Origin of the sequence: Modestobacter muralis, from assembly GCF_010682105.1 — a bacterium.
GTDB classification, from domain to species: Bacteria; Actinomycetota; Actinomycetes; order Mycobacteriales; family Geodermatophilaceae; genus Modestobacter; species Modestobacter muralis.
The window spans coordinates 1-24,859 of record NZ_JAAGWH010000024.1; the positions used below are offsets into that span (position 1 = coordinate 1).

Here is a 24,859-nt window from a genome sequence, read left to right on the forward strand (position 1 = left end):
GCCGCGCTCTCGCCGGCCTGACCGGGACCCCGGCCGGCGTCCCCGCTCCCGTGCGGGGACGCCGGCCGGCTGCCGCTCGCACCCGGGTCGACGCGCCGTCCCGTGGTCCAGCCCCGTTCGTCGACGAGGGAGTCGTCATGCGCATCCTGCTGCTGTCCCACTCACCGAACGACCCGGACGGTGGGGCGTCGCGGATCTACCACGTCCTCTCGGCGGGTCTGCGGGCTCGCGGGCACGACGTCGAGGTGCGGCACCAGGAGGACTACGGCCTGCCGGCCGGGCGGCTCCCGCGGCTGCTCGTCGAGCGGGTGGCCCTGCCGCAGTGGATCAGCCGGTCGGCGCGCAGCGCGCTGCCGGAGGAGCACGACGTGGTGATGGCCTCTGGCGGGACCACGTACCCGCTGTTCCGGCGGTTGCGGACCGCCGGCGGACGCCGCCCGCTGCTGGTGAGCCACGCCCATGGCATGTCGGTCTACGACCGGATCGCCAACCTCGGCGAGGCGCGGCTGGGCCACTTCCCCGCCTCGGCGGCCTACCGTGCCGCCTCCGCCCCGTTCTCCGACTGGTGGGAGTACCGCGGGGTGGCGGCCGCCGACGTCACGGTGGTGCAGAACCTGCGGGACCTGGACCAGCTGCGGTCCCGGGGCACCGTCGTCCACGTCCCGGCGGCGGTGCACCCCGAGCTGCTCGCCGGCAGTGCGGTCATCACCCCGCTGGACCAGCGCGTCCCGGGTCAGGTGCTGTGGTTCGGCACCTGGGAGTCACGCAAGGGCGCCTGGTACGTGCCGCGCGCGTTCCGTCGGCTCCGCGAGGCCGTCCCGGCTGCCCGGCTGGTCATCGGCGGGACGGGCAGGAGCCACGCCGACCTCGCCGCGCACTTCGACCCCCCCGACCGGGACGCGATCACCGTGCTGCCCCGGGTCAGCCGGGCCGAGCAGATGCAGCTGATGAACCAGAGCCAGGTCTTCCTGTTCCCCTCGCTGTCGGAGGGGTTCGGGCTCGCCCTGCCCGAGGCGATGTCCTTCGGGCTCGCCGCGGTCACCTCTCCGGTGGGCTTCGCGGCCGACCACCTCACCGACGGCGTCGACGCCCGCGTCGTCCCCGCCACCGCCGAGCACCTGGGCGCGGCGCTGGTGCAGCTGGTGACCGACGACGACGTCCGGGTGCGGATCGGCACCCGGGGCCGGGAGACGGCCCGGGCGTTCACCCCCGACCGGATGGTCGACGGCTACGACCGGCTGTTCCGCGAGCACGCAGGGAGCCGGGTCACCGTCTGACGGTGCTCACCGCGCGGGGACCCGTGTGGAGCCCCCGCCCGCGGCGGTGTGGTCCAGGTCCGCGGTCGAGGGCGGCTCGGCGTCGACCTCCCGGCGGCCCAGCCGGATCGCCTGCACCATGAGCAGCCAGGTCACCGGGATGACCAGCCCGGCGGCGACGGCGAACCCGATGGCCGCGCCGGTGGCGCCGTCGAGCAGGACGCCGGCCGCGGCCAGCCCCACGATCAGCGGGCCCAGCACGATGCTGGCCCGCAGCAGCAGGTTCGACCTGTTCAGCGCACGCATCACCGCGCCGGCACCGGTCGCCGCGCTGACGAGGCAGATGAAGGCGATCAACCAGGGCAGCACGGCGCGGGCGCTCGGCCAGGTCTCGCCCAGCAGGAAGACGCCCGCGCGCTCGGGCAGCAGCAGGAGCACCGCGCCCCAGCAGAGGTCCACGACGACGAGCAGCAGGCTGATGCCCGCCGCTGCGCGGACCAGCCCGCCGGGGGACAGGCGCCGGCGCACGATCTCGGGCACTGCGAAGGCGCTCGCCGCGAAGCCGATGATGTTGAGCGGTCCGAGCAGCGTCTGGGCCGCTCGCATCGCCCCGACGTCCTCGACCGCCCCCAGCGCCGCGATCAGGACGAAGGCGATCTGGGTGCTGCCCATGGTGGCCAGGGAGTTGGCCAGCGACGGCGTGCTGACCTCGCGGTGCCCGGTGAACCACCAGCGGGCGGTGCGCAGCGTCGGGGCGGAACGGTTCTGCGCCACGCCCACCAGCGCGGAGAGGACGGCCGCGCCGCCCCAGACCGCCACGAAGGGCAGCACCGTGTCCACGCCCAGCAGCAGCAGCGTGCCGATGCCGACGGCCTGCAGCACGATCCACGACGTGTCGTTGAGGAACGCCTGCACCGGGGTGCCGCGGCTGATGAACACCGTGCGCCAGCAGTCCTGCAGCACGAAGCCCGGCAGGAGCACGCCCACGGTCAGCAGCACCGCGCGCAGGGGCTCGTCGGAGGTCAGCGCCACCGCGACGGCCACGAGCGCGCAGACGAGACCGACCAGCACGGCCCCGCCCGCGGCGGCCGAGCTGGCCCGCACGTGCTCCGACCGCCGGCTGCCCGAGTACCGGATCACGACGACCTCGCCGTTCACCGACTGGGACAGCGACAGCACCAGGCTGTAGATGGTGAAGGCGAGGGCGAACGCGCCGTAGTCGGTGGGGGAGATGGTCCGCGCCAGGACGATGGTCAGGCCGGCGTTGGCCAGGCTCGACACGGCCTGGTCGGCGATCACCCAGAACGCCCGTGACCGGGTCGACGACCGGCCCTCGGGTGCGGTCGCCGGGTTCTCCTGGCCGGGGGAGGCGGGGTCGCGTGCGGTGCGGCTCGCGGCCGCCCCGTTCTCACGTGTGGTCACCGGACTCCCTGCTGTACCTGTGCGGCGGCCGTTGTGCGGGCGCCCTGTCCGGTGACCGACGGTAGCTGCGACCAGCGGGGAACGGGCGCCGATGCACCCGAACGGGTCACCGGACGGCGGAGGACCAGGCCCCCTGCAGCATCGACAGCGACTGGGGGGTGTCCTGCAGGGTCTGACCAACGCCGGCGTCGGGGGAGTTGAAGTAGACGAGGTACTCGGCCTCCTCACGGGCCGCCCAGTCCAACACCAGGGCCACGTAGGGCGGGAAGTCGCCCAGGCCCTGCATCTGCTCGTCGCCGCCGTCGGCCTTGTCGGCGACGTTGCCCCACTCGGCCATCGCCACGCCCTTGCCGTGGGACCGGGCGAACTGGGTGAACCGGTCCAGCTGCTGGCCGAGCAGCGCGAGCAGCTCGGCGTCGCTGGGCGTCGAGCTGCCCCAGCGCTGCCCGTAGGCGTCCAGGGCCATCAGGTCGACGAGGTCGTCGCCGGGGTAGAACTCCTCGTAGTCCGCGCCGTCGGCGTTCGGTGAGAAGACGACGGACAGCGTCTGACCGGGCCGGGCGCCGGCGGCGAAGCCCTCGCGGATCAGCGGCACGGCGTGGGCCCAGGCGGCCTTGAACAGCTCCCGGTCGATCCCGTCGGACATCGGGCGCAGGTTCATCTCCCACCACACCCGGGCGTAGACGGTCGCCGGTGAGGCCGCGGCGAGCCGGGTGCCCATCGAGCGGTAGTCGGCGTCCCGGGCGCCCGAGGCGGCTTCGCGGAGCAGGTCGTCGAAGGGGGTGTCGGAGTCGTGCGGCACCAGCGGCACCCCGATGTCGGCCGCGCCGTCGGGGTGCTCGGCGACGTAGGCGACGTAGGTCGGGTTGTCGGTCAGCCACTGGCCCAGGGCCAGGTTCTCCCAGGAGTCCCGGGCCATCCAGGTGCCGATGACCGACTGCTCGACCCCGGGCACCGCGTCGGCGCTCCAGCCCATCGCCGTCCCGACCAGCTCACCGGCTGCCGGCGCCGTGGCGCCCAGCTCCGTCGACGGCGAGGACGGTGAGGACGGCGCGGGCGCCGAGGTCGTCTCGGACCCGCTGCACGCGGTCAGGACGAGGGCGAGCGCGGCGATCGAGGCGCTCGCCCAGCGCCGGGGCCGTCGGGTGACCCGGCGCGGGTGGACTCCGGATCGCGCGGGGGTCGGGGAGGACATGACGGTGAGTATCCCCGACCGGGTGGTCGGACGGTCCCTCAGACGGGTGAAGCCGCGACGGACCGCCTCCATCCAGCAGGGTCCCGATTACGCTACGTCGTCGTGAGCAGCGATTCGATGTCCGGCACACCGCCCCTGACCACAGTCGCGGCAGGGTCCGAGCGCGTCTCGGTGATCGTCCCCTCACGTGACGAGGTCCACAACCTGCCCCGCGTGCTGGCGATGATCGCCGCGCAGACCCTCCGGCCCGACGAGCTGGTCATCGCCGACGGCATGTCCACCGACGGCAGCCGTGAGCTCCTCGCCGCCGCCGAGGCCGGCGGCATCCCGGTGCGCGTCGTCGACAACCCCGACCGCATCGTCCCCGCGGGGCTCAACCGTGCCCTGGAGGCGGCCACCGGCGACATCGTCGCGCGGATGGACACCCACGCCGACTACCAGCCCGACTACCTCGAGCAGGTCGTCGGCTTCCTCCGCGCCCACCCCGAGGTGGACGCGGTGGGCGGTGCGATGGCGACCGCCGGGCGCGGGCCCTGGGGCACCGCGATCGCGGCCACGCTGTCCCGTCCCTTCGGGCTCGGTGGTGCCCGGCACCGGGTGGGCGGCGAGGCCGGCCCCATCCAGCACGTGTTCTCCGGGTGCTACCGGCGCGAGGTCCTGCTCCGTGCCGGTGGCTGGGACGAGCGGTTCATCGCCAACGAGGACTTCGAGGCCGACCTTCGGGTGGCCGAGACCGGGGGCACCCTCTGGCTCCACCCGGCTGCCCGGTCCACCTGGTACGTCCGCACCTCACCGGCCGCGCTGGCCAAGCAGATGTGGCGGTACGGCCACTACAAGGGCCTGACCCTGCACGTGCACCCGGACTCCCTGCGACTGCGCCAGCTGGTCCCCCCGGCGGTGGTCGTCGCGCTGGCCGTCGCGCTGATCGCCAGGCCGGCACTGGGAGCGGTGGTCACCGCCGCCTACCTCCTCGTCGCCGGAGCCGCGGGCGCCCGGGCCGCCGCCGCGGACGGTGCCTCGCCGCTGCGGGGCGCGTGCGTGCCCGCGATCGTCCACCTGTCCTGGGGCGCCGGCCTGATCGCGGGCTTCGTGCGCTTCGCCGGTGCCCGTGGGACGAAGATCACCGCGGGCCGTACGGCGGCCGCGGCGAGCCACCGCTGAGGCGACGTCGCCCCGGGCCGGCGGCCGGCTGCGGCCGTCCCGGTCCGGCGCACGTGAGCGCCCGGTGCCCCGCCCTCACTAGGGTCGCCTGATGCACGTCCACGTCCTGTACCGGACCCACGCCGGGTCCAACAGCAAGCCGCGCCCCTCCTGGTTCGACCGTCGCACCGCCTGGGAGTCGCTGTGCGCGAGCCTGGCGCAGGTACCCGACGTGACCGTCACCGCCGTCGTCGACGGGAGCCTGCCGCCGGAGCTGGTCGCCCCGTTGCGCTCGGTCGAGCAGGTGACGGTGCGCGGCGGGCAGGCCTCGTCGTCCTTCCGGCGCGCCCTGACGCTGGCCGGGCAGCTGGCCGACCGGGCGCCGGAGGACACGCTCTTCTGGCTGGCCGAGGACGACTACCTCTACCGGCCCGAGGCGATGAGCAGCCTGCTGGCGGCCGCAGCGGCCGTCCCCTCGGCCGACTACCTCACGCTGCACACGCCCGACGACGCGGCCTGGCACGCCACGCACCCCAGCCAGCCGGACCCGCAGCCCCCGTCGCTCGCCGGCGGACCGGTGCAGGCCGGGAGCGCCACCTGGCAGCGGATCGGCAAGACGACGTCCACCTTCGGCGTCCGGGCCGCCGCCCTGCGCGAGGACCGCTGGCTGATGGACCTGGGCAGCCGGGTGGGCGCGCCCTTCGACATGGCGACCTGGCACGCCCTGCAGGGCTGGCAGCCCTTCCCGTGGGCGCACGTGCTGGACGACGTCGACCGGACGCCGGGCCTGCGCGGGTCGGCGAAGGTGGTGGCCAAGCCGGTGATGCGCTCGGTGCTGAACGTGGTGAGCCGGCGGGTGGCCCGGGAGCGCGTGCTCCTCGCGCCGACCGAGGACCTGGCCGTGCACATGGAGCTGGCCCAGGTGACGGACGACGCGGCCTGGGCCACGCTGGCCCGGGACACCGCCACCGACGCCGGCCGCCCCGCCGCCTCCTGACCCGGGCGGCCCCGCCGCCTGTCCACTCGGGCGGCCGGGCCGCCCCGCGACCCCGGCGGCGGGCCGGTCAGGCCGGGGTGCCGCCCTGCAGCTGGGCCAGCAGCGGCTGCACGGCCGCGCGCCAGCTGTGGTCGGCGTCGACCGCCTCCGCCCCCTGCAGGCCGAGCCGCTCACTGCGCGCCGGGTCGGTGAGCAGCGCAGCCACCTCGCGGGCCATCTGCGCCGGGTCGTCGGCGACGACGACGCCGCGGCCGACGAGGTCCTCGAGGCCCTCGACCCCGATGGCCGTCGACACGACCGGGCGGCCGGCGGCGAGCGCCTCCAGGATCTTCAACCGGGAACCACCGCCGGCCAGCAGCGGGGCGAGCGCGACCCGGGTGCGGGCGTACCAGGGGTCCAGGTCCGGCACCGTCCCGGTGACCTCGACGGAGGCACCGGCCAGGGCGCGCACCTCGTCGGTCGGGTTGCGGCCCACCAGCTGCAGGCGCGCGTCGGGCACGTCGGCGACGACTCGCGGCCACACCTCGGTGCAGAACCACACCGCCGCCTGGACGTTGGGCGTCCACGACAGCAGGGCCACGAAGCTCGCGACCGGACCCTCGGCCGCCGGGAGCGGGCGGGAGGCGTCCCAGGCGTTGGGGACCACCACGACACGGGGGTGCGAGACCAGCTCCTGCAGCGCGGTGCGGTCACCGTCGCTGACGACGGCGATGACGTCGACGTCGGTCACCCGGCGCTCCATCGCACGGAGGGCCCGCGCCTCCGCGGCGAGCACGACCCGGCGCAGGCCGGAGGAGGTGCGCGCCGTGCGGGCCGTCAGGGAGGACTCGATGTTGTGCATGTCGAGCACCCGGTGCCCGGCGCGGAGCCCGCGCGCGTAGGGCAGCAGCTGCACGTGCTCGACGAGCAGCACGTCGGTGTCCTCCTCGACCGCCTCGGCGACCTGGCGGGCCAGCTCGCCGTCCCAGAAGCGGGCGGCGGTGAGCGAGCGGCTGCGGGCCAGCCCGCCGGCCAGGTCGGCCGGGCGACGGCGCAGCGGGACGGCGCGCACGTCGATGCCCTCGGCGGTCAGCGCGGCGACGTCCTCGTCGGGACCGGCGAAGGCGCACAGGGTGACCGGCCCGAGCTCGCGCAGCGCACGGACGATCCCCAGCGTCCGGCGCTTGTCACCGCTGTTGGGAGGGGTGGGGACGAACTTGGCGACGACGACGCTGCGCACGGGCACACCTTCAGCTCAGGAGCGGGGATCCCCGGCAACGTAGCCCGCGCCGAGCCGTGAGCACGGGTCCGGACCGGCCGTCTCACCCGGTGAGGCGAGCCCGCGGCCGACTCGAGCCGGCTCCGTTGCGGGTCGACTCCAGCGCCGACGCCACACCAGGCCTCGCGGCGGTCGCTCCGTGCACCGCACCGGTTACCCCGATCGGGTGTACCTGTAGATCGACCCGCTGTCCTCCCTCGCCGTGAGTCACCTCACGACACACAGCCGATTCCTGGGACTCGCTGGGCAGTCCGCCCCACCGGGCCGCGAGTCGTGACGCATGGTGATCGTCCGAGCCCCCCCTGCCACGTCGTTCGCCCGGACGGGTAAGCGCGGGTCGCGTGTGGCCTCCTGGCGCCAGGGCGCTGGGGCAGCAAGAACCGCCCCATCTCCGCTACGTTCACGCTGGTCGGTCGAACAAAGACGTTTTCCGGCGCAGTCAGACCGCGTGTGCCGCGCGGTCTCCGCCGAGCACACCGGGGGCTACTCAGTGTCACTTCTCGACTCTCCTGATGAGGTCACCGTCACCCCGTCGGCGGATGCTGCGACGCGGCGCCGGTTCTGGTCGGCGACCCGGTTGCGTGGCGAGGGCACGGCCGCCCGCCGCTCCTGGCGGAGCGCCTACGTCCGCCGCATCGTGCTGGGCGACGTCCTGGTCGCGGTCATCGGTGCCCTGGTCGGCCGGCTGGGGGTGGACTACGGCCCGCTGGCCACCAACGGCTCGCCGTGGCTCGTCCTGGCCCTGCCCCTCGTGTGGCTGGCCGCGATGACCGTGGCCCGTTCGTACGAGGAGCGCTTCCTCTGGGTGGGCCCGGAGGAGTTCCGCCGGGTGTTCACCGCCTCGATCCTGCTGCTGGCCGCGGTCGGCACCATCTCCTGGGCCTTCAAGCTCGAGGTGGCCCGCAGCTTCGTCGTCGTCGCACTGCCGCTGGCCGCGGTCCTGACGCTCGCCCAGCGCTACGCCCAGCGGGTGTGGCTGCACAAGCAGCGCGAGCACGGCCGCTTCCAGCAGACCGCCATCCTGGTCGGCCACCGCAACGGCACCGCCGAGCTGCACGCCCAGCTCGTCCGTCAGGCCCGGCACGGCCTGCGCGTCGTCGGCGTCTGCCTCCCCTCCGCGGAGCCCGAGGGCACCGTCTTCGACGGCCTCCCGGTGCTGGGCGACTTCACCGCCATCGCCGACGTGGTCCGCCGGTACGAGGTCGACACCGTCGCCGTGCTGCCCTCCCCGGAGCTCGACGGTGCCGCCCTGCGCCGCCTCGGCTGGGACCTCGAGACCACCGAGGCCGAGCTGCTGCTCGCCCCGGCCGTCACCGAGTTCGCCGGCCCCCGGGTCGCCATTCGGCCGGTCAACGGCCTGCCGCTGCTGCACCTCGAGCGTCCCGAGTTCCGTGGCCTGCGCCGCGTGACCAAGGACGTCTTCGACCGCACCGTCGCGCTCGTCGCCGTCATCGTGCTGCTGCCGGTCCTGCTGGGCCTGGCCATCGCGGTGAAGACCACCAGCCGTGGGCCGGTGTTCTTCATGCACGAGCGCATCGGCCGGGCCGGCGTCCCCTTCCGCGTGTTCAAGTTCCGCAGCATGAAGCCGAACTCGGACGCGCTGATCGCCGAGCTCATGGCGCAGAACGAGGGCAACGCCGTCCAGTTCAAGATGAAGCGCGATCCCCGGGTCACCCGCGTGGGCGCCGTCATGCGGCGCTACTCCCTCGACGAGCTGCCCCAGCTGTTCAACGTCCTCCTCGGCACCATGTCGCTGGTCGGCCCCCGGCCGCACGTGACCCGCGAGGTCGAGCAGTACGGCTTCGACATGCGCCGCCGCCTCCTGGTCAAGCCGGGCATCACCGGCCTGTGGCAGGTCAGCGGCCGGTCCAACCTCTCCTGGGACGACTCGGTGCGCATCGACGTCCGGTACGTGGAGAACTGGTCGCTCGCCTTCGACCTGATGATCCTGTGGAAGACCCTCGGCGCGGTCCTCCGCGGCTCCGGCGCCTACTGACCGACCCGCGGGCCCGGCCGGGCAGCCGGCCGGCCCGTGTCGTCGGTCCCGGGTGGGCAGCCGGTCCGGCCGGGCGGCGAGGATGGGCGGCCACCTCCCCCGACGGAAGACCGCCCGTGACCTCTCCCGACCACTCGACCGCAGCCTCGCTGGCCACCGCCGCCGGCGAGCTGCTCCTCGCCGTCCGCGCCCGGCACTTCGACGACGCCGACGCGCGCAAGGCCGCCGGAGACGCGGAGGCGCACCGGTTCCTCGTCGCCCGGCTCACCCAGCTGCGACCCGGGGACGCCGTGCTGTCCGAGGAGGGCGCCGACGACCCGGTGCGGCTGGTCAGCGACCGGGTCTGGATCGTCGACCCGCTCGACGGCACCCGCGAGTTCTCCGAGCCCGGGCGCGCCGACTGGGCGGTGCATGTGGCGCTGTGGGAGCGCGGCGAGCTGGTCGCCGGTGCCGTGGCGCTGCCGGCGGTGGGGCTGACGCTGGGCACCGGCGACGGTCACCGGGTGCCGGCCCGGGCCGACGGCCCGGTACGGCTGGCGGTCAGCCGCAGCCGGCCGCCGTCCCTGGTGCAGGCGTTGTCCGTGCGGCTGGGTGCCCAGCTGGTGCCGATGGGCTCGGCCGGAGTGAAGGCGATGTCGGTCGTCCGGGGGGAGACCGACGCCTACGTCCACGGTGGAGGCCAGTTCGAGTGGGACTCGGCCGCGCCCGTGGCCGTCGCCCGCGCCGCCGGCCTGCACACGAGCAGGCTGGACGGCTCACCGCTGCGCTACAACCGGCCCGACCCGTACCTGCCCGACCTGGTGGTCTGTCGTCCCGAGCTCGCCGACGGGCTGCTGTCAGCGATCGCCGAGCAGATGGGCCAGCACCCGTCGCGCTGACTCCTCGGCGCTGGTCGACCGGGTGTCGATCGTCAGCTCCGCGTCCGTGGGCTCCTCGTACGGGTCGCTGATCCCGGTGAACTCGGCGATCTCCCCGCGGCGCGCCCGGGCGTAGAGCCCCTTGCGGTCCCGCGCCTCGCAGTCGGCCAGCGAGGTGGCCACGTGCACCAGCACGAAGGAGCCGGGCCCGGCCTGCTCCTCCACCAGCCGCCGGGCGTCCGCGCGCGTGGCGGCGTAGGGCGCGATCGGGGCGCAGACGGCCAGCCCGCCGTGCTTGGCGATCTGCGCGGCGACCCAGCCGATCCGGCGGACGTTCGCGTCCCGCCCGGCCTTGGAGAAGCCGAGCTCGGCGGACAGGTGGGTCCGCACCTCGTCACCGTCGAGCAGCGTGACCGTGCGGCCGGCCTCCTGCAGCAGCTCGACCAACCGGCCGGCGATGGTGGACTTGCCCGCCCCGGACAGCCCGGTGAACATGACGGCCCGGCCGCCGGTCGACGGTGTCGTGGGGTCCACCCGGCTGGCCACCGGCCCGGCGCCGTAGGCGCGGGCCAGGTCCGGCCAGCTGACCTCGGGGTCCGCGGCGGTGACCGGTACGGGCACGAGGAGCAGTTCCGCCCCGGACCCGGCCCAGGCGGCGGCGGCCAGCGAGACGACCGCCGAGTCCGGTGCCGTGCCGGCGGCCGGCAGGAGCACCAGCAGCTGCGCGGGCAGCCCGTCGGTGTGCTCCGGCGGAGCGCCCACCCAGGCATCCGGCTCCGACCAGCCGCGCCGGTCCAGCTCCGCGCGGACGGCGTCCGGGGACCGCCAGCGCGGGACCTGGTGCACCTCCAGCCCGGCGGGACCCAGGGTGGCGACCAGCACGCCCTGGGCGTCCTCGAACTCCGCGACCGTCGCCCCGTCGGGCAGGTCCAGGGCCGGGGGACCGGTGAGACCGAACGCGGAGCGGGCGAGCGCGGCGACCTCGAGGTCGGTCAGGCGTACGCGGGTCGGGGCCATGACCGCAGTCTCGCAACGTCCGGTGTCGGGCGGGGCGGGGGGCCCGGCGGGGGTGCCGGCGGCGTCACATCGCGGGACGGACGACCCCGCACCGGCACACATAGAGCGAGCCGTTGCCGAAGGGGGCGTCGCCCTGGCGGGAGAAGAGGTGGAGGTGCGGCCGACGGGTGCCCGTACCGGTCGCCGACCGGCTGATCAGGTCGCCGGGAGTGCGCTGCATGCGCCGAGTCTCGCATCGGACCGCCGTTCCCGGGGGTCTGGCGCCGTCCTGTGACCGATCCGCGCGGACGCGGCGACGGCGGACCGGCCCGGTAGGGTGCGCCGACGCGCGACCGGTGGGAGGAAACCCGATGCTCACTCTGCTCTCCGACCAGCACGAGGAGGCCCGGCGGCAGCTCGGCCCCGCCGTGTACGACTACTACGCCGCCGGCTCCGGCGAGGAGGTCACCGTCGGGGAGGCCGAGGCGGCCTGGCGCACGTTCCGGCTGCGGCCCCGGGTGCTCTACGACGTCTCGGCGGTCGACGTCGGCGTCGAGCTGCTGGGTGACCGGCTCGTCACACCGTTCGTCGTCGCGCCGATGGCCTTCCACGGACTGGCCCACCCGGACGGCGAGTGCGCCACGTTCGCCGGCAGCGGTGCGGCCGGGGCGCTGGGGGTGCTGTCGACGCGCTCCTCCCGGCGCATCGAGGACGTGGCCGCGGCGGCGACCGCCCCCTGGTGGTTCCAGGCCTACGGCATGCGTGACCGCCGCCTGACCCACGGCCTCACCCGCCGCGCGGCCGAGGCCGGTGCCTCGGCCGTGGTGCTCACCGTCGACACGCCCTACGTCGGCAGGAAGGGGCGGGTCAGCGGCACGCGGATCCAGGTCCCCGACGACGAGTTCCTGGTCAACCTGGCCCAGCACCTGCTGCCGGGGACGGTGGGCCGCGAGGCGGCCGAGCAGGACCCGTCACTGACGACGGCCGTCATCGGCGAGCTCGCCGAGGTGAGCGGGCTGCCCGTCCTGGTCAAGGGGGTCCTGCGGGGGGACGAGGCGCGCCGCTGCGTCGAGGCCGGCGCCGCAGGCGTGATCGTCTCCAACCACGGTGGCCGCCAGCTGGACCGGGCGGTGCCCAGTGCGCTGGCCCTGCGCGAGGTCGTCGAGGCGGTGGGCGACCGGGTGCCGGTGCTGGCCGACGGGGGCATCCGCAGCGGCACCGACGCGCTCGTCGCGCTGGCCCTGGGCGCCTCGGCCGTGCTGGTCGGCCGGCCGGTGCTGTGGGCGCTGGCGTCCGGCGGGGCTGCGGCGGTCACCGCGGCGCTCGACGGGCTGACCGCGGACCTGACCCATGTGCTCGCGGTCGCCGGCGCGGCGTCGGTCGACCAGCTGGACCCGAGCATGGTCGTGGGCGGTCGCCCCGGCCGCTGAACGGCCGCCCCGTGCGTCGTCCGTGTCACCCGGTCGTGGTCGAAGGGGTTCCGCATCCAGGACGGGGCGACCTATGGTCCGGCGAGGACGTGGGACCGCCACGTCGCCGAGGAGGAGCTCATGACCGACCGTCCTGACGTCGACCCGGCGGACATCCCCGTCGTCATCCTGTGCGGCGGCATGGGGACCCGGTTGCGGGAGGCCAGCGAGCAGCTCCCGAAGGGCCTCGTCGACATCGGTGGCCGGCCGGTGCTCTGGCACATCATGAAGACCTACAGCCACTTCGGCTTCCGTCGCTTCGTCCTCTGCCTGGGCTACAAGGGCGACATGATCAAGGACTACTTCATCGACCACCGCACGCGGATGAACGACTTCACCCTGCGGCTGCGCGGTGAGCACGAGCTGGAGTTCCACACCAACGTCGCCGACGAGGACTGGGAGATCACCTTCGCCGAGACCGGGCTGACGACGGCGACCGGCGCCCGCATCGCCCGGGTCGGCCAGTACCTCGACGCACCCCGCTTCGCGTTGACCTACGGCGACGGCATCGGGGCGGTCGACCTGCCGGCCGTGCTCAAGGACCACGTCGCCTCGGGCCGGCTCGGCACCCTGACCGGCGTGCACCCCAGCGGCCGCTACGGCGAGATGGTGCTGGAGGGCGACACCGTCACCCAGTTCAACGAGAAGCAGTCCCAGACCGGCTACGTGAACGGTGGGTTCTTCTTCTTCGAGCGCGAGTTCGTCGACCGCTACCTGGACGCCGACGCCACGGAGGAGATGCTCGAGCACGCGCCGCTGCAGCGGCTGGCCCGCGACGGCCAGCTCGGGGTCCACCGCCACGAGGGCTTCTGGATGGGGATGGACACCTTCCGGGACTGGAAGGAGCTCAACAGCCTCTGGGACGACGGCGTGGCCGAGTGGCGGGTCTGGGAGAACTGAGGGACCGGGGCCTCCCGGGCCCGTCCGCCGGTGGTGCCTCCGTCACCGGCGGGCGCGCCACCGGCGGGAGCGCTCGCGGGCCACGTCCAGTGCGCCCTCCCAGAAGCCCAGTCCCCAGCCGACCTGCATGGCGACGAGCGCGGCCGGCACGACCGGCCGGGCGGTGTCCGCAGGCGTCTGCCGGGCGATGACCGCACCGGCGCCCGCCACCGTCAGCGCGTAGGGCGCGAGGCAGACCAGCGCGACGCCCGGCCGTCGGGAGGCGGTCACCGCGGCGAGGGCCAGCCAGGCGACCAGGGCCGGTGGCGCCAGGTGTCGCACGCGCACGCTGCCCGGGTGCCGCAGGGCGACCGGGGGCTTGCCGCGGCCGTACCGGCGGTACTGGGTGAACAGCTGCCCCACGGACTCCCGGGCGTTCCAGGCGATCTCCAGTGCCGGGTCGAAGAGCAGCTCGCCGTGCTCCCGGAGCCGCTGGTCGAACTCGAAGTCCTCGTTGTTGGCGATGTCCTCGTCCCAGCCGCCGAGCTCCCGCGCCAGCTCGACGGGGTAGGCCCCGAACGGGACGTGGTCGACGACCTGCTCGGTCGTCCCGTAGTGGTACGTCGACCCGCCCACGGCCAGCGGCGAGTTCAGCACCGCGGCCACGGCGCGGCCCGTCGGGGTGCGCCCGACTGCTGTCTTCCGGCCGCCCACGCCGACCCACGGCCCGTCGGCGAGACGGCTGACCGCCCGGGCGAGGTAGCCCGGCGGGATGGTCGAGTGCGCGTCGACCCGCACGAGCCACCGGCCCCGGCACGCCGCGAGCGCGGTGTTCAGGCTGGCCGGGATGGAGGGGACGGGGTTGCTCAGCACGCGTACGCGGGGGTCCTGGGCGGCCCGGGCCCGCAGCACGTCCGCGGTGCCGTCGGTCGACCCGTTGTCGACGACCAGGACCTCCATCAGGACGCCCTGCTGACCCAGGACCGAGTCCAGACAGGCGCCGATGGTGGCCGCCTCGTCGCGGGCGGGCACCACCACGCTCACCTCGGGCAGCGCCGTCCCGGTCGAGGGGTCCTGCTCCGGCCCGTTCTGTGCGCGGGCACCCGGCACGAGTCTGACCTCCTCAGTCCGCGGGCTGCCGCACCGCCGCTCCGTGGGGTCGACCGGGGACGCCCGGCCGACCTGCGCGCCGCGAACACTAGCGCGAGCCCACCTCGGGCCGGGCCCTCCCTGCCTCGCCCCCGGTCCCGTCCCGGGACGTCGCCGGGGGACCCGCGCAGCCGTCGTCCGGCCGCCGGCGGGGGCTGTGACGGTGCGGAGCCCGCCCGCGGCCGGGTCACCCGTTCGGTCTAATCGCGGTCACTTTCCGTGACCTCCGTCGCACTGCGCCCGGTAACCTCCGTTCTCCACGACGACGATCAAGGGGCGAGCGTGCGAGTACTGGTCACGGGCACAGAGGGGTACCTCGGGTGCCTCACCGCGCAGGAGCTGTTGCGGGCCGGACACGACGTCGTCGGTGTCGACACCGGCTACTACAAGAACGGCTGGCTCTACCCGGGCCTGGACCTGGTGCCGGAGACGCTGGCGCTGGACATCCGCAAGCTGGGTCCCGAGCACCTCGAGGGCGTCGAGGCGATCGTGCACATGGCGGAGCTGAGCAACGACCCGATCGGTGACCTGATCGGCGACGTCACCTACGACATCAACCACCACGGCTCGGTCCACCTGGCCAAGGTCGCCCGCGCAGCCGGCGTCCAGCGGTTCGTCTACATGTCCTCGTGCAGCGTCTACGGCGTCGCGGAGGGCGTCGTCGACGAGTCCAGCCCGGTCGACCCGCAGACGGCCTACGCCCGCTGCAAGGCGCTGGTGGAGCGGGACGTCTCGGCCATGGCCACCGACGACTTCTCCCCGACGTTCCTGCGCAACGCCACGGCCTTTGGGGCGAGCCCCCGGATGCGCTTCGACATCGTGCTGAACAACCTCTCCGGGTTGGCCTGGACGACGGGGGAGATCGCGATGACCAGCGACGGGTCGCCGTGGCGGCCGCTGGTGCACGCCCTCGACATCGCCAAGGCCATCCGCATGACCCTGGAGAGCCCCCGGGAGCGGGTGCACGGCAAGATCTTCAACGTCGGCAGCGAGTCGAACAACTACCGGGTCCGCGACATCGCCGAGATCGTGGCGGCCGAGTTCCCCGGCTGCCAGCTCACCTTCGGCGACCCCAGCGCCGACAACCGCAGCTACCGGGTCGCCTTCGACCGGATCCGGCAGGTCCTCCCCGGCTACGAGACCGACTGGGACGCCAAGGCCGGCGCCGCCCAGCTGCACGGGGTCTTCCAGTCGATCGCCATGGACGACGCCACGTTCACCGGCCGCGGGCACACCCGGCTCAAGCAGATCGAGCACCTGATGCGCACCGAGCAGGTCGACAGCCAGCTCTACTGGGCCAAGCGGTGAGGTACACGCCGCTGGGGGTGGACGGCGTCCACCTCGTGGAGATGGAGCCCTTCTCCGACGACCGGGGCTTCTTCGCCCGGTCCTTCGACACCACGGGGTTCACCGAGCACGGCATGCGCCCGGAGGTGGCGCAGTGCAACGTCTCGTTCAACCACCGTGCCGGGACCGTCCGCGGACTCCACCTGTCGCTGCCGGGTCACCCCGAGTCGAAGTTCATCCGCTGCACGCGGGGCGCGATCGTCGACGTCGCCGTCGACGTCCGGCCGGACTCCCCGACCTACCTGCAGCACGTCCAGGTCGAGCTGACCGCCGAGAACAGGCACGCGCTCTACCTGCCCCCGCACCTGGCGCACGCGTACCAGACGCTGACCGACGACACCGAGGTGCTCTACATGGTCAGCGTCCCGTACGCGCCGGGCGCGGAGACCGGGTTCCGGCACGACGACCCCGCCTTCGGCATCTCCTGGCCGGTGCCGGTCTCGATGGTCTCGGACAAGGACATGTCCTGGCCGGACTTCGACCCCGAGGCCAACCGGGCCGCGTTCGCCGGGGGTGCCCCCGCGTGACGATCGTCGACGCGCTGCTGCGGCAGCGCCAGACCGAGGGCCGGCCGGTGGGCGTGGGCCTGGTCGGCGCCGGGTTCATGGCCCGCGGGCTGATCAACCAGATCGTCAACAGCACGCCGGGCATGCAGGTCGTCGTGGTCTGCAACCGGACGCCGGGCAAGGCGGCCGAGGCGATCACCACGGCCGGTGCGACCGCCGTGTCCGCCGGGACGGGCGCCGACGTCGACCGGATCGCCGGCGCCGGGGACGTCGCCGTCACCGACGACATCACCGTGCTGCTGGCCAGCGACCGGGTCGACGTCGCGGTGGACGCCACCGGTGCGGTCGCCTTCGGCGCCGAGCTCGCCCTGGCCACGTTCGCCGCGGGCAAGCACCTGGCGCTGCTCAACGCCGAGGTCGACGCCACGCTGGGGCCGCTGCTGGTCACCAGGGCCGACGCCGCCGGGGTCGTCTACACCGGGGTCGACGGCGACCAGCCGGGCGTGCAGATGAACCTCATCCGGTTCGTCCGCCAGCTCGGGCTGACCCCTCGGGTGGCGGGCAACATCAAGGGGCTGCAGGACCCCTACCGCAACCCGACCACCCAGGAGGGCTTCGCCAAGCGGTGGGGTCAGGACCCGTGGATGGTCACGAGCTTCGCCGACGGCACCAAGGTCAGCGTCGAGCAGGCACTGGTGGCCAACGCCGCCGGGCTCACCGTGCACCGTCGCGGGATGCTGGGTCAGGACCACCACGGTCACGTCGACGAGCTGACCGGCGTCTACGACGTCGAGGTGCTGCGCGAGCTCGGCGGCGCCGTCGACTACGTGGTGGGGTCCAAGCCGGGGCCGGGCGTCTACGTCCTCGCCGAGCACGACGACCCGAAGCAGCAGCACTACCTGGAGCTCTACAAGCTGGGCACCGGGCCGCTGTACAGCTTCTACACGCCCTACCACCTGTGCCACTTCGAGGTGCCGATCACCGTCGCCCGGGCGGCGCTGCTCGGCGATGCGACGATCCGGCCGATGGGTGCGCCGCAGGTCGACGTCGTGACGGTGGCCAAGACCGACCTGAGCGCGGGCACCGAGCTCGACCGCCCCGGTGGCTACCACTACTACGGCGAGGCCGAGCGGGCCGACGTGACCCACCGGGACGGTCTGCTGCCGGTCGGGCTGGCGGAGGGCGCCCGCCTGCTGCGCGACGTCGGCAAGGACGAGGTCATCGGCTACGCGGACGTCGAGCTGCCCGCCGGCCGGCTGGTCGACCGGTTGCGCGCCGAACAGGACACGATGTTCTTCGGCAGCGCGGCACAGCCGGCCGTCGGGGGTCCCGCACCCCGAGGCTGAGGCAGTAAGACACGGAGCCCCCACCGGCTGGTCGCCGGTGGGGGCTCCCTGCTGTCCGGCCCGCGACCCGCTCGGAGACGGACCGTCCCGTCCGCCCTCATGGGCGCGTCCGCCGACGACATGCCGAGGAGTGAGCAGGGTCACGTTTGTCTCGACTCAACTCTGTTCGTGCAGGTCATCGGGCAGTCAGGCCGCGTCGGACGGCCGAACACGCAGGCGAATGACACCGATGTGACTCGTGGGGCGGTTGAGGACCCAGCGTGATCTGGACGTTGCTGTGCGTCCATGTGAGAGTTCCGTTCCGTTGTTGACGGATCGGATGGGCGGCTGCGGAGCCGCCTCGATTGTGGGGTTTGTCCTTGAGGCGGAATGGTCGCGTCATCCTGACCGTGTCGACGTCGGTGATGGTCATCGCCACCGCGTGCAGTGGCCTGCTGGGCCAGCTCGCCGGCGCCGGCAGCCAGACGGAGGGCACGCAGACCAGCTTCGCCGAACCGACCGGTGCAGCCCCGTCCCCGGCGGCCGGTGACGCGGCCGGGTCCACGGCGGCGTCCCGCGCCGGCCGGGGGTCCGCCGCGGCGACGTCCGGTCCGGCTGACCTCCCGAGCGCGTCGGTGGCCGTGCCCGAGGGCGCGACGGTGCAGGACGCCCGGTCGACCGCCACGACTGCTCCCTCGACCGCGAAGTCGTCGACCGCTGCGACCGCCAAGCCCTCGACGTCCACGTCGTCGGCGTCCAAGCCCACCGCCGCCAAGCCGGTGGCGCCGAAGCCGGTCGCTCCTGCGCCGTCCCCGGTGAAGCCCCCGGCCCCCGCACCATCGGCCCCTGCCGGTCCCTCGCTCCCGGCGGGCTCCTGGCTCTCCGGCGCCTCGGGTCCGGGCATCGTGGACGGTGCCTTCGGGGAATGGCGCGGCCGGGACGTGGACATCGCAGGCACCTGGTCGGACAACAACACGGCCATGGTGAACGTCTGGCAGCTGCAGCGCGGGGCCGAGTACGGCTCCTGGCAGAAGCCGATGGACGTCGCCATCGGCGCCATCGGTCCGGGTGAGACGTGGTCGAGTGCCCGGGCGGGTGCCTACGACGCCCGGTGGCGCGAGTCCCTGACCGAGCTCAAGGACGTCTGGGCCGGCCGCGCGGGGACGCTGTACATCCGGTTCGCCCACGAGTCCAACAGCAACTGGTACCCCTGGTCGGTCGACGCCTCCGAGAAGGACGACTTCGTCCAGGCGTGGCGGCGCTTCCGCGCCCTCCAGGAGGAGATCTTCCCGGCGGCCCAGCTCGTCTTCTGCGTCAACCGGGAGTCGGTGGGCACCGGCTTCGACTGGCGTCAGTCGTTCCCGGGCGCCGAGTACGTCGACGTGATGGCCGTGGACTACTACAACCAGTACCCCTTCGTCGCCGACGACCGCACGTGGAACGAGAGCGTGACGCAGACCGACGAGTTCGGCGCCCCGAAGGGCCTGCAGCAGCACCTGGACTTCGCGAAGAGCGTCGGGCTCCCGCTGGCCGTCCCCGAGTGGTCCAGCGTCGCCGACCACGGTGACTCCGCCGTGTACGTCGAGCGCATGCACCAGTTCTTCAGCGAGCACTCCGGCAGCGGCGCCGGTCAGCTGCTCTACGAGATCCTCTTCGACGTCGACAACGGCGACTACAAGGGCAACTTCCAGCTGATGGGCAACGGCCGGCTGACCAGCTCGGCCGCCGCGTACCAGCAGGCGTTCTGACGGCTCACCCCCGTTGCGGCGGTCCGGCTCCGTGCCGGGCCGCCGTTCCGCCGTCGGTGGGGTGACCCGACCCCGACGTCGTCAGGCGGGGGGCCTCGCACGCCTCGGCGGTCGCGGAGCCCGACCGGGCGCCCTGTGCCGCGCGAGGCGGGTCACCTGCGGCCGGAGCTCGACGGCCCGCAGCTGCGCACGCCGGTCGCCCGGAGCAGGAGCGCTGCGGACTCAGGTCCGGGTGGTGTCCTGTTCCTCGTCGACCGGAGCCGCGAGCAGCTCCCCGGCGTCGTCGGGCGCCGGCCGCGCCGGCATCAGGCTGATCCAGAACAGGGTCACCAGGACCAGGGTGTTCTGCAGGAACGAGGCGTTCACGTAGACGTAGGCCACCAGCAGGCCGACCGTCCACGGCCGGGTGCGCACCTGGCCGCCGAGGAAGGCGATCAGGGCCGCCAGGATGCCGAGTGCTCCCACGAGGCCGTACTCGTACAGGACCTTGGGGATGACCGGGCCGGTGACCTGGTCCTTGCCGACGGTCAGCAGGTAGTCGTCGGCCGAGCCGGCGCCATGGCCGAACGCGGCGCCGAGCGGGTCGTCCAGCGCCGGCGGGATGAGGGCCCCGTAGGGCTGGACCAGGCGCGCGCTCGAGCTGGTGTTCGTGTTCGACGCCTCCAGCGACCGGTCCAGGTACCGCTCACCGAGCGGGGTCACCAGGGCCACGACGATCGCGATGAGCAGCGCCGGCAGCGCGGACAGCAGCCGGCCCCGGTGGCGCCCCAGGGCCAGCGCGATGAGCGCGGGCCCCAGGACGACGAAGCCACTGCCGGCCAGCGGCGGGATCATCCCGGCCAGCAGGATGGTCACCCGGAACCACGACCGGTGCCGGAAGAGCGCGAGCGCCACGGCGAAGCCGAGGAACAGCGAGACGAACGAGGGCTCCAGGAAGACGATGCCGTTGGAGCGGTACAGCGGGTCGCCGTAGGCGATGGGGTCGCCGGTGTTGTACCCGACGAGCAGGAAGGCCTCGGGGACGATCCGCAGCAGGTAGTCCTCGTACGCGACGCCCACGAACTGGATGGCCATCTGGCCGAGGGACACCAGCGAGAAGACGGTCATCACCCGGATGAACAGGTCCTCGACCTTGGCCACACCGCCGGCCGACAGGTCGGCGGCCAGGCCGATGAGCGGGTACAGCGCGAGCAGCAGGCACAGGGACAGCAGCGACGGCAGGTTGCCCGAGGCGACCTGGAAGAGGGTGCACGCGGTCGCGGTGAACCAGATCACCAGGAGCACGCGGACCTTGGAGGAGTCGATGCGGAACTCACCGGTCGCGAGGCCCACGACGATGATGCCGAGCGCGAGCGGCACGCCCAGCGGGATCTGGTCGGCACCCAGCGGGATCGCGAGCCGCTGCAGGAAGATGCTGACCAGCAGCAGCGCCATCGAGCACGGGGCGCTGCTGCGGTCGGCCCGCAGCGGCCGCAGAGCGGGCTGCGTCGCCAGCTGGGTCACCGGCTGGTCGAGGAGCCGGTCCCCCCGGCCGCCGGAGGACGACGGCGTGCGCGCGCCAGTCCGACGAGGCAGGCGCCCAGGATGGCGCCGAGGACGCCACCGACCATCGCCGAGGTCGCCGGCGACAGGGACGACGGGCCCTCGGGCTGCGAGGGCTGCCGGAGCACGAACGCCGCGCCGGGGTAGGCGGCCGCGGAGGACCGCAGGCTCTCCTGCTGCTCGACCAGGTCGGAGTTGCGCGCGGACAGCTGTGCCACCTGGTCGGCCAGCCGGTCGAGCTGGCCCTGGACGACGCCGTAGGCGGCCCCGGTGGGGCTCAGCCCACCCAGCCGGTTGGTCAGGTCGGTCAGCTGCTGGTTGAGCCCGGCGAGCTGGGCGTTCTGGCGGTCGATCGTGCCCTGCAGGATGTCGGCCCGCTGGGTGATCGCCGCGACGCTGTTGCCCTTGACGTAGGCGAGGTAGGCGTCGGTGACCGAGCGGGTGACCCCGTTGGCCGCCTCGGCGGTGTCGCCGGTGGAGGCGATGGTGAGCAGGCTGCTGCCGTCGCCGACGTCCACGGACACGATCTCGCGCAGGTCCTCGGTCGTGGTGCCGAGGACGCCGGCCGCGGCCCCCAGGACCGCGTCGGACGTGACGACGTCGGCCTGGTCGGCGACCTGGCGGTCGAGCAGGTTCGGGTCGGTGGCCGGTGCGTCGGCCAGCTGCACGGTCGTCGGGTCGTAGAGGACGTCGGCCTCACTGGTGTACGTGGGGCCGGCGGCGCTGCTGCCCAGGGCGCCGGCCACGGCGCCGAGCAGGGTCGTCCCGACGATGACCGCTGCTGCCTTGCGGCGGAACCGGTCGGTCGGCCGGGGACCGACCGTGCGCCGCGGAGCGTCAGCGGGGGGAGTCTGCGGGCGGTCAGCGGGGAGCGGCTCGACCGGCTGCGCGCGGTCGGCGGGGAGCGGCTCGACCGGCTGCGCGCGGTCGGCGGGGAGCGGCTCGACCGGCTGTGCGGCACGGGCGAGGGCGCTGCTGCCGTTCGAGGCCGCGCCTCCCGGTGTGGTGCGGGGGGTCTCGCCCCCGGCGTCTGCGATGCTCTGCCGGACGGGGCGGGACTGGTCGTCGGACTGGTCCCCAGGCGTCGTCGGCGTGCGGATGTCAGTCAGCGGAGACTCCCAGGATCAGGCTCGTGAGGCGCGTCGACCTCGGTGAACTCGGCTGCTCACTGGTCGTCGTCACGGGGGCCAGGGTACTGGAACCCACCCGTCTGACGGGGTCGTCGACCACACGGACGGGTGATGTGGGCAGCCGCATCGAGGGTGCTCTTGACCACTCCACCGGCGCCTCGTCGCGCGCCCCGGTCGGCGTTGCGTGCCCGACCGGCGACACAGTGTCAGAGCCCACGGCGCGTCCGTCGTCCGGCTGTCCGTTCGCAAGCCGATCACCGCGCTCCCTGCGAATCCCGGGAACGGCGGCCGCGTCACGCCCGTTCTGGGGTGGACCGCGTGCTCGCGCCAGCAGCGGTCGTCGTGTGCCCGTGCTCCGATCGTGGCCGGCCTCGGCCTGCCGCGACGCCCGCTGACCGACGCGTCGAGGACCGACCCTTGGGGACCATGTGACCAGCTCGTCCAGCACGCCGCCCCCGCAGGACCACCCCGCCGAGACGGCCGATCCCTGGTGGCGGCGACGGCGGCTGGTCGGCGCTGCGGGGCTGTCGCTGGTGGCGGTCGTGGTCGGCACGTCGGTGCTGGTGACCCGCGACCCGGACGGCGGCGCCCCGCCCACGACCGCCGTCCCGGGCGCCTCGGTCGGTGGTGACTGGATGTCGGGTGCCTCGGGGCCGGGCGTCGTGGAGGGCGACTTCGCGGAGTGGCGTGGGTCGCCGGTGGAGATCGCCGGGACCTGGTCGGACAACACCGAGGCGATGACCGAGCTGTGGCAGCTCCAGCCCGGCGCCGAGTACGCCGACTGGCAGAAGCCGATGGACCTGGCCATCGGGGCGATCGGTGAGGGCGAGACCTGGGCAGAGGCCGCCGCGGGCGCCTATGACGCCCGGTGGACCGCCACCCTCGAGGAGGCGCGCGAGGTCTGGGCCGGCCGGGAGGGGCAGCTGTACCTCCGGTTCGCGCACGAGTCCAACGGCAACTGGTACCCCTGGGCGGTCGACGCCAGCGAGAAGGACGACTTCATCGCGGCGTGGCGGCACTTCCGGGAGCTCCAGCAGGCGGTCATGCCGGAGGCCGAACTGGTGTTCTGCCTGAACCGCGAGTCGGTGGAGACCGGGTTCGACTGGCGCGAGTCCTTCCCGGGCGCGGAGTACGTCGACGTCCTCGGGGTGGACTACTACAACCACTACCCCTACGTCGACACCGCCGAGGAGTGGCAGGAGTCGCTCCTGGCCACCGACCGGTACGGCGCCCCGAAGGGCCTGCAGGGCTACGCGGACTTCGCCGCGTCCGTCGGCCTGCCCCTCGCCGTGCCGGAGTGGTCGGGTGTCGCCGACCAGGGCGACTCGCCGGTGTTCGTCGAGTCGATGAACGACTACTTCGCCCAGCACGGCGGCACCGGGCCCGGGCAGGTGCTGTACGAGATCCTGTTCGACGTCGACAACGAGGACTACGACGGCAACTTCCTGCTCTACGGCGCCACGAAGATGCCGGAGTCCGCGGCGGCCTACCAGCGCCGGTGGGCGGGCTGACCCGCTGCTGACCGGCCCCGCTGTGCGCCCCGCGGCGCACCGCGGGCCGGCTCAGGCCGGCAGGTCGTGGGCGAGCAGGTCCCGGTCCTCGGCCCAGGCCATCGTCTCGGCCGCGGTGGCCGCCCAGTCGGTGCCGGGCGCGATGTAGCCGAGCTCCACGTGCGTGGCGAGGCTGGGCTCGGCGGACACCAGCAGCCGGCGCCGGGACGCCCGCCGGTGGGAGCGCAGGTTGGTCGCGAGGTAGAACGGCGACATCACGACCTCGCGGAGCCGCTCCTTGGGCGTGCCGGGGTGCAGTCCGAGTGCGTCGCGGGCGATGCGGCCGTAGGAGTAGGTCTCGAAGCCCTGGTACATCAGGCAGGTGTCGTGGTCGCGGAACATGTTCTTGTGCGGGACGGTGGCGAACCGGAAGATCGGCAGGTCCTCGCGCAGCGGGCCCACGCGGCCGCCGAAGGTCGCCGTCGTGCTGTACAGACGCACCCAGCTGTGCCCGTCCACCTCTCGCGGCCCCAGGTCCTGCCAGCCCCGCGGCCGGTGCGGCAGGGGCTCGGGGCGCGGGTGCGGGTTCTCCGGGTTGCTGCCGTAGAGGCCGAAGTACTGCGCGTCGGGCAGGGCCGGCACGGCGTCCTGGAGCCGGCGGAAGGAGTCCGGCTGGTACAGGTAGTCGTCCTCGCTGAACCAGACCACCTGGTCGTCGTCCCAGCGGCCGGACGTCGCCAGCTCCAGGGCCGCGAGGTAGGACTGCCGGATGCCCAGGTTGGGCAGGTCGACGATCTCCCCGCCCGCACGGCGCATCACCTCGAGCCGGGGCTCGGGGATGGGCCCGTTGTTCACGAACACGAGCTCGGTGTCCGCGGCCTCGGCGGCGCGGACGGCGGACAGCAGGCACACCAGCTTGCTGAACCAGTCCGGGCGGCCCTTCTGGTTCTCACCACCGTGTGATCGGAACAGGACCGGCAAGGTCATGGGGTGGAGCCTCCGTTCTCCGCGCCGGTGAGCCGACTCACCCGGCCGGCGGAGCGTATCGGCAGCCGGCGGCCGTGTGGCCGGTCGCACGCCTCCGGACGTCGGAGCTGTCACCCGTGTGGGTGAGGGCCGCTACGGTGAGGCCATGGAGGGAGTTCCGGTGCCTGGGC

The 24,859-nt window shown here is 73.8% G+C and carries 21 protein-coding genes; 12 read left to right on the forward strand and 9 right to left on the reverse strand.

Annotated features, from left to right (window positions below; all coding sequences use genetic code 11):
• Positions 1–137 precede the first annotated feature (137 nt).
• Positions 138–1,277: a glycosyltransferase family 4 protein gene (locus tag GCU67_RS09955; protein WP_163611073.1), complete on the forward strand. Its 1,140-nt coding sequence runs from the start codon at positions 138–140 to the stop codon at positions 1,275–1,277.
• 6 nt (positions 1,278–1,283) lie between these two features.
• Here the strand turns inward: GCU67_RS09955 and GCU67_RS09960 are convergent, their stop codons facing one another.
• Both GCU67_RS09960 and GCU67_RS09965 read right to left on the reverse strand, forming a co-directional pair.
• Positions 1,284–2,678: an MATE family efflux transporter gene (locus tag GCU67_RS09960; RefSeq protein WP_163611074.1), complete on the reverse strand. Its 1,395-nt coding sequence runs from the start codon at positions 2,676–2,678 to the stop codon at positions 1,284–1,286.
• Between the two features lie 106 nt (positions 2,679–2,784).
• Positions 2,785–3,873 carry a glycosyl hydrolase gene (locus GCU67_RS09965; protein ID WP_163611075.1) on the reverse strand — a complete coding sequence of 363 codons (1,089 nt, stop codon included), beginning with the start codon at positions 3,871–3,873 and terminating at the stop codon, positions 2,785–2,787.
• Between the two features lie 102 nt (positions 3,874–3,975).
• Here GCU67_RS09965 and GCU67_RS09970 point away from each other — a divergent pair, with 102 nt between their 5' ends.
• Positions 3,976–5,034, forward strand: a complete 1,059-nt coding sequence (locus tag GCU67_RS09970; protein WP_163611076.1) for a glycosyltransferase — start codon at positions 3,976–3,978, stop codon at positions 5,032–5,034.
• 91 nt (positions 5,035–5,125) lie between these two features.
• Positions 5,126–6,010 carry a hypothetical protein gene (locus GCU67_RS09975; RefSeq protein WP_163611077.1) on the forward strand — a complete coding sequence of 295 codons (885 nt, stop codon included), beginning with the start codon at positions 5,126–5,128 and terminating at the stop codon, positions 6,008–6,010.
• A gap of 67 nt (positions 6,011–6,077) precedes the next feature.
• Here GCU67_RS09975 and GCU67_RS22805 read toward each other — a convergent pair whose 3' ends face one another.
• Complete coding sequence (locus GCU67_RS22805; RefSeq protein WP_163611078.1) at positions 6,078–7,229, reverse strand: glycosyltransferase; 1,152 nt, start codon at positions 7,227–7,229, stop codon at positions 6,078–6,080.
• Positions 7,230–7,758: 529 nt separating this feature from the next.
• Between GCU67_RS22805 and GCU67_RS09985 the strand changes: the two genes are divergently transcribed.
• On the forward strand, positions 7,759–9,264 hold the full coding sequence (locus GCU67_RS09985) for a sugar transferase (RefSeq protein ID WP_338104911.1): 1,506 nt from the start codon (positions 7,759–7,761) through the stop codon (positions 9,262–9,264).
• Between the two features lie 116 nt (positions 9,265–9,380).
• Positions 9,381–10,142, forward strand: coding sequence for an inositol monophosphatase family protein (locus GCU67_RS09990; RefSeq protein ID WP_163611080.1), 762 nt, complete (start codon positions 9,381–9,383; stop codon positions 10,140–10,142).
• On the opposite strand, the gene cysC is transcribed toward GCU67_RS09990, so the two are convergent.
• A complete protein-coding gene (gene cysC / locus GCU67_RS21820; protein ID WP_246214915.1) occupies positions 10,101–11,138 on the reverse strand; it encodes an adenylyl-sulfate kinase in 1,038 nt (345 codons plus the stop codon). The genes GCU67_RS09990 and cysC overlap by 42 nt on opposite strands.
• A gap of 64 nt (positions 11,139–11,202) precedes the next feature.
• Positions 11,203–11,358 (reverse strand): hypothetical protein, encoded by a 156-nt coding sequence (locus tag GCU67_RS10000; protein WP_163611081.1) that lies wholly within the window; start codon positions 11,356–11,358, stop codon positions 11,203–11,205.
• A gap of 130 nt (positions 11,359–11,488) precedes the next feature.
• Between GCU67_RS10000 and GCU67_RS10005 the strand changes: the two genes are divergently transcribed.
• Both GCU67_RS10005 and GCU67_RS10010 read left to right on the forward strand, forming a co-directional pair.
• Positions 11,489–12,547: an alpha-hydroxy acid oxidase gene (locus tag GCU67_RS10005; RefSeq protein ID WP_170311037.1), complete on the forward strand. Its 1,059-nt coding sequence runs from the start codon at positions 11,489–11,491 to the stop codon at positions 12,545–12,547.
• Between the two features lie 120 nt (positions 12,548–12,667).
• Positions 12,668–13,486 carry a sugar phosphate nucleotidyltransferase gene (locus GCU67_RS10010; RefSeq protein WP_163611082.1) on the forward strand — a complete coding sequence of 273 codons (819 nt, stop codon included), beginning with the start codon at positions 12,668–12,670 and terminating at the stop codon, positions 13,484–13,486.
• 42 nt (positions 13,487–13,528) lie between these two features.
• Here the strand turns inward: GCU67_RS10010 and GCU67_RS10015 are convergent, their stop codons facing one another.
• A complete protein-coding gene (locus GCU67_RS10015; protein WP_163611083.1) occupies positions 13,529–14,575 on the reverse strand; it encodes a glycosyltransferase in 1,047 nt (348 codons plus the stop codon).
• A gap of 321 nt (positions 14,576–14,896) precedes the next feature.
• On the opposite strand from GCU67_RS10015, the gene GCU67_RS10020 reads away from it, so the two are divergent.
• The 4 genes from GCU67_RS10020 to GCU67_RS22810 all read left to right on the forward strand — a co-directional run bounded on the left by GCU67_RS10020 (position 14,897) and on the right by GCU67_RS22810 (position 19,540).
• A complete protein-coding gene (locus tag GCU67_RS10020; RefSeq protein WP_163611084.1) occupies positions 14,897–15,922 on the forward strand; it encodes an NAD-dependent epimerase/dehydratase family protein in 1,026 nt (341 codons plus the stop codon).
• The gene (locus GCU67_RS10025) at positions 15,919–16,488 is read left to right on the forward strand and encodes a dTDP-4-dehydrorhamnose 3,5-epimerase family protein (protein WP_163611085.1); all 570 of its coding nucleotides are present in this window, start codon (positions 15,919–15,921) and stop codon (positions 16,486–16,488) included. Before GCU67_RS10020 ends, GCU67_RS10025 begins: the two co-directional genes overlap by 4 nt.
• Positions 16,485–17,813 (forward strand): Gfo/Idh/MocA family oxidoreductase, encoded by a 1,329-nt coding sequence (locus tag GCU67_RS10030; RefSeq protein WP_163611086.1) that lies wholly within the window; start codon positions 16,485–16,487, stop codon positions 17,811–17,813. The genes GCU67_RS10025 and GCU67_RS10030 overlap by 4 nt, the downstream gene beginning before the upstream one ends.
• A gap of 389 nt (positions 17,814–18,202) precedes the next feature.
• Positions 18,203–19,540, forward strand: coding sequence for a glycosyl hydrolase (locus GCU67_RS22810; RefSeq protein WP_163611087.1), 1,338 nt, complete (start codon positions 18,203–18,205; stop codon positions 19,538–19,540).
• 222 nt (positions 19,541–19,762) lie between these two features.
• Here the strand turns inward: GCU67_RS22810 and GCU67_RS10040 are convergent, their stop codons facing one another.
• Together GCU67_RS10040 and GCU67_RS10045 are read right to left on the reverse strand one after the other, a co-directional pair.
• The gene (locus GCU67_RS10040) at positions 19,763–21,043 is read right to left on the reverse strand and encodes a hypothetical protein (protein ID WP_163611088.1); all 1,281 of its coding nucleotides are present in this window, start codon (positions 21,041–21,043) and stop codon (positions 19,763–19,765) included.
• Positions 21,040–21,828 carry a GumC domain-containing protein gene (locus GCU67_RS10045; RefSeq protein ID WP_163611089.1) on the reverse strand — a complete coding sequence of 263 codons (789 nt, stop codon included), beginning with the start codon at positions 21,826–21,828 and terminating at the stop codon, positions 21,040–21,042. The genes GCU67_RS10040 and GCU67_RS10045 overlap by 4 nt, the downstream gene beginning before the upstream one ends.
• A gap of 812 nt (positions 21,829–22,640) precedes the next feature.
• Between GCU67_RS10045 and GCU67_RS10050 the strand changes: the two genes are divergently transcribed.
• On the forward strand, positions 22,641–23,723 hold the full coding sequence (locus GCU67_RS10050) for a glycosyl hydrolase (RefSeq protein ID WP_163611090.1): 1,083 nt from the start codon (positions 22,641–22,643) through the stop codon (positions 23,721–23,723).
• Positions 23,724–23,774: 51 nt separating this feature from the next.
• Here the strand turns inward: GCU67_RS10050 and GCU67_RS10055 are convergent, their stop codons facing one another.
• Complete coding sequence (locus tag GCU67_RS10055) at positions 23,775–24,689, reverse strand: glycosyltransferase family 2 protein (protein WP_163611091.1); 915 nt, start codon at positions 24,687–24,689, stop codon at positions 23,775–23,777.
• Positions 24,690–24,859: the final 170 nt, after the last annotated feature.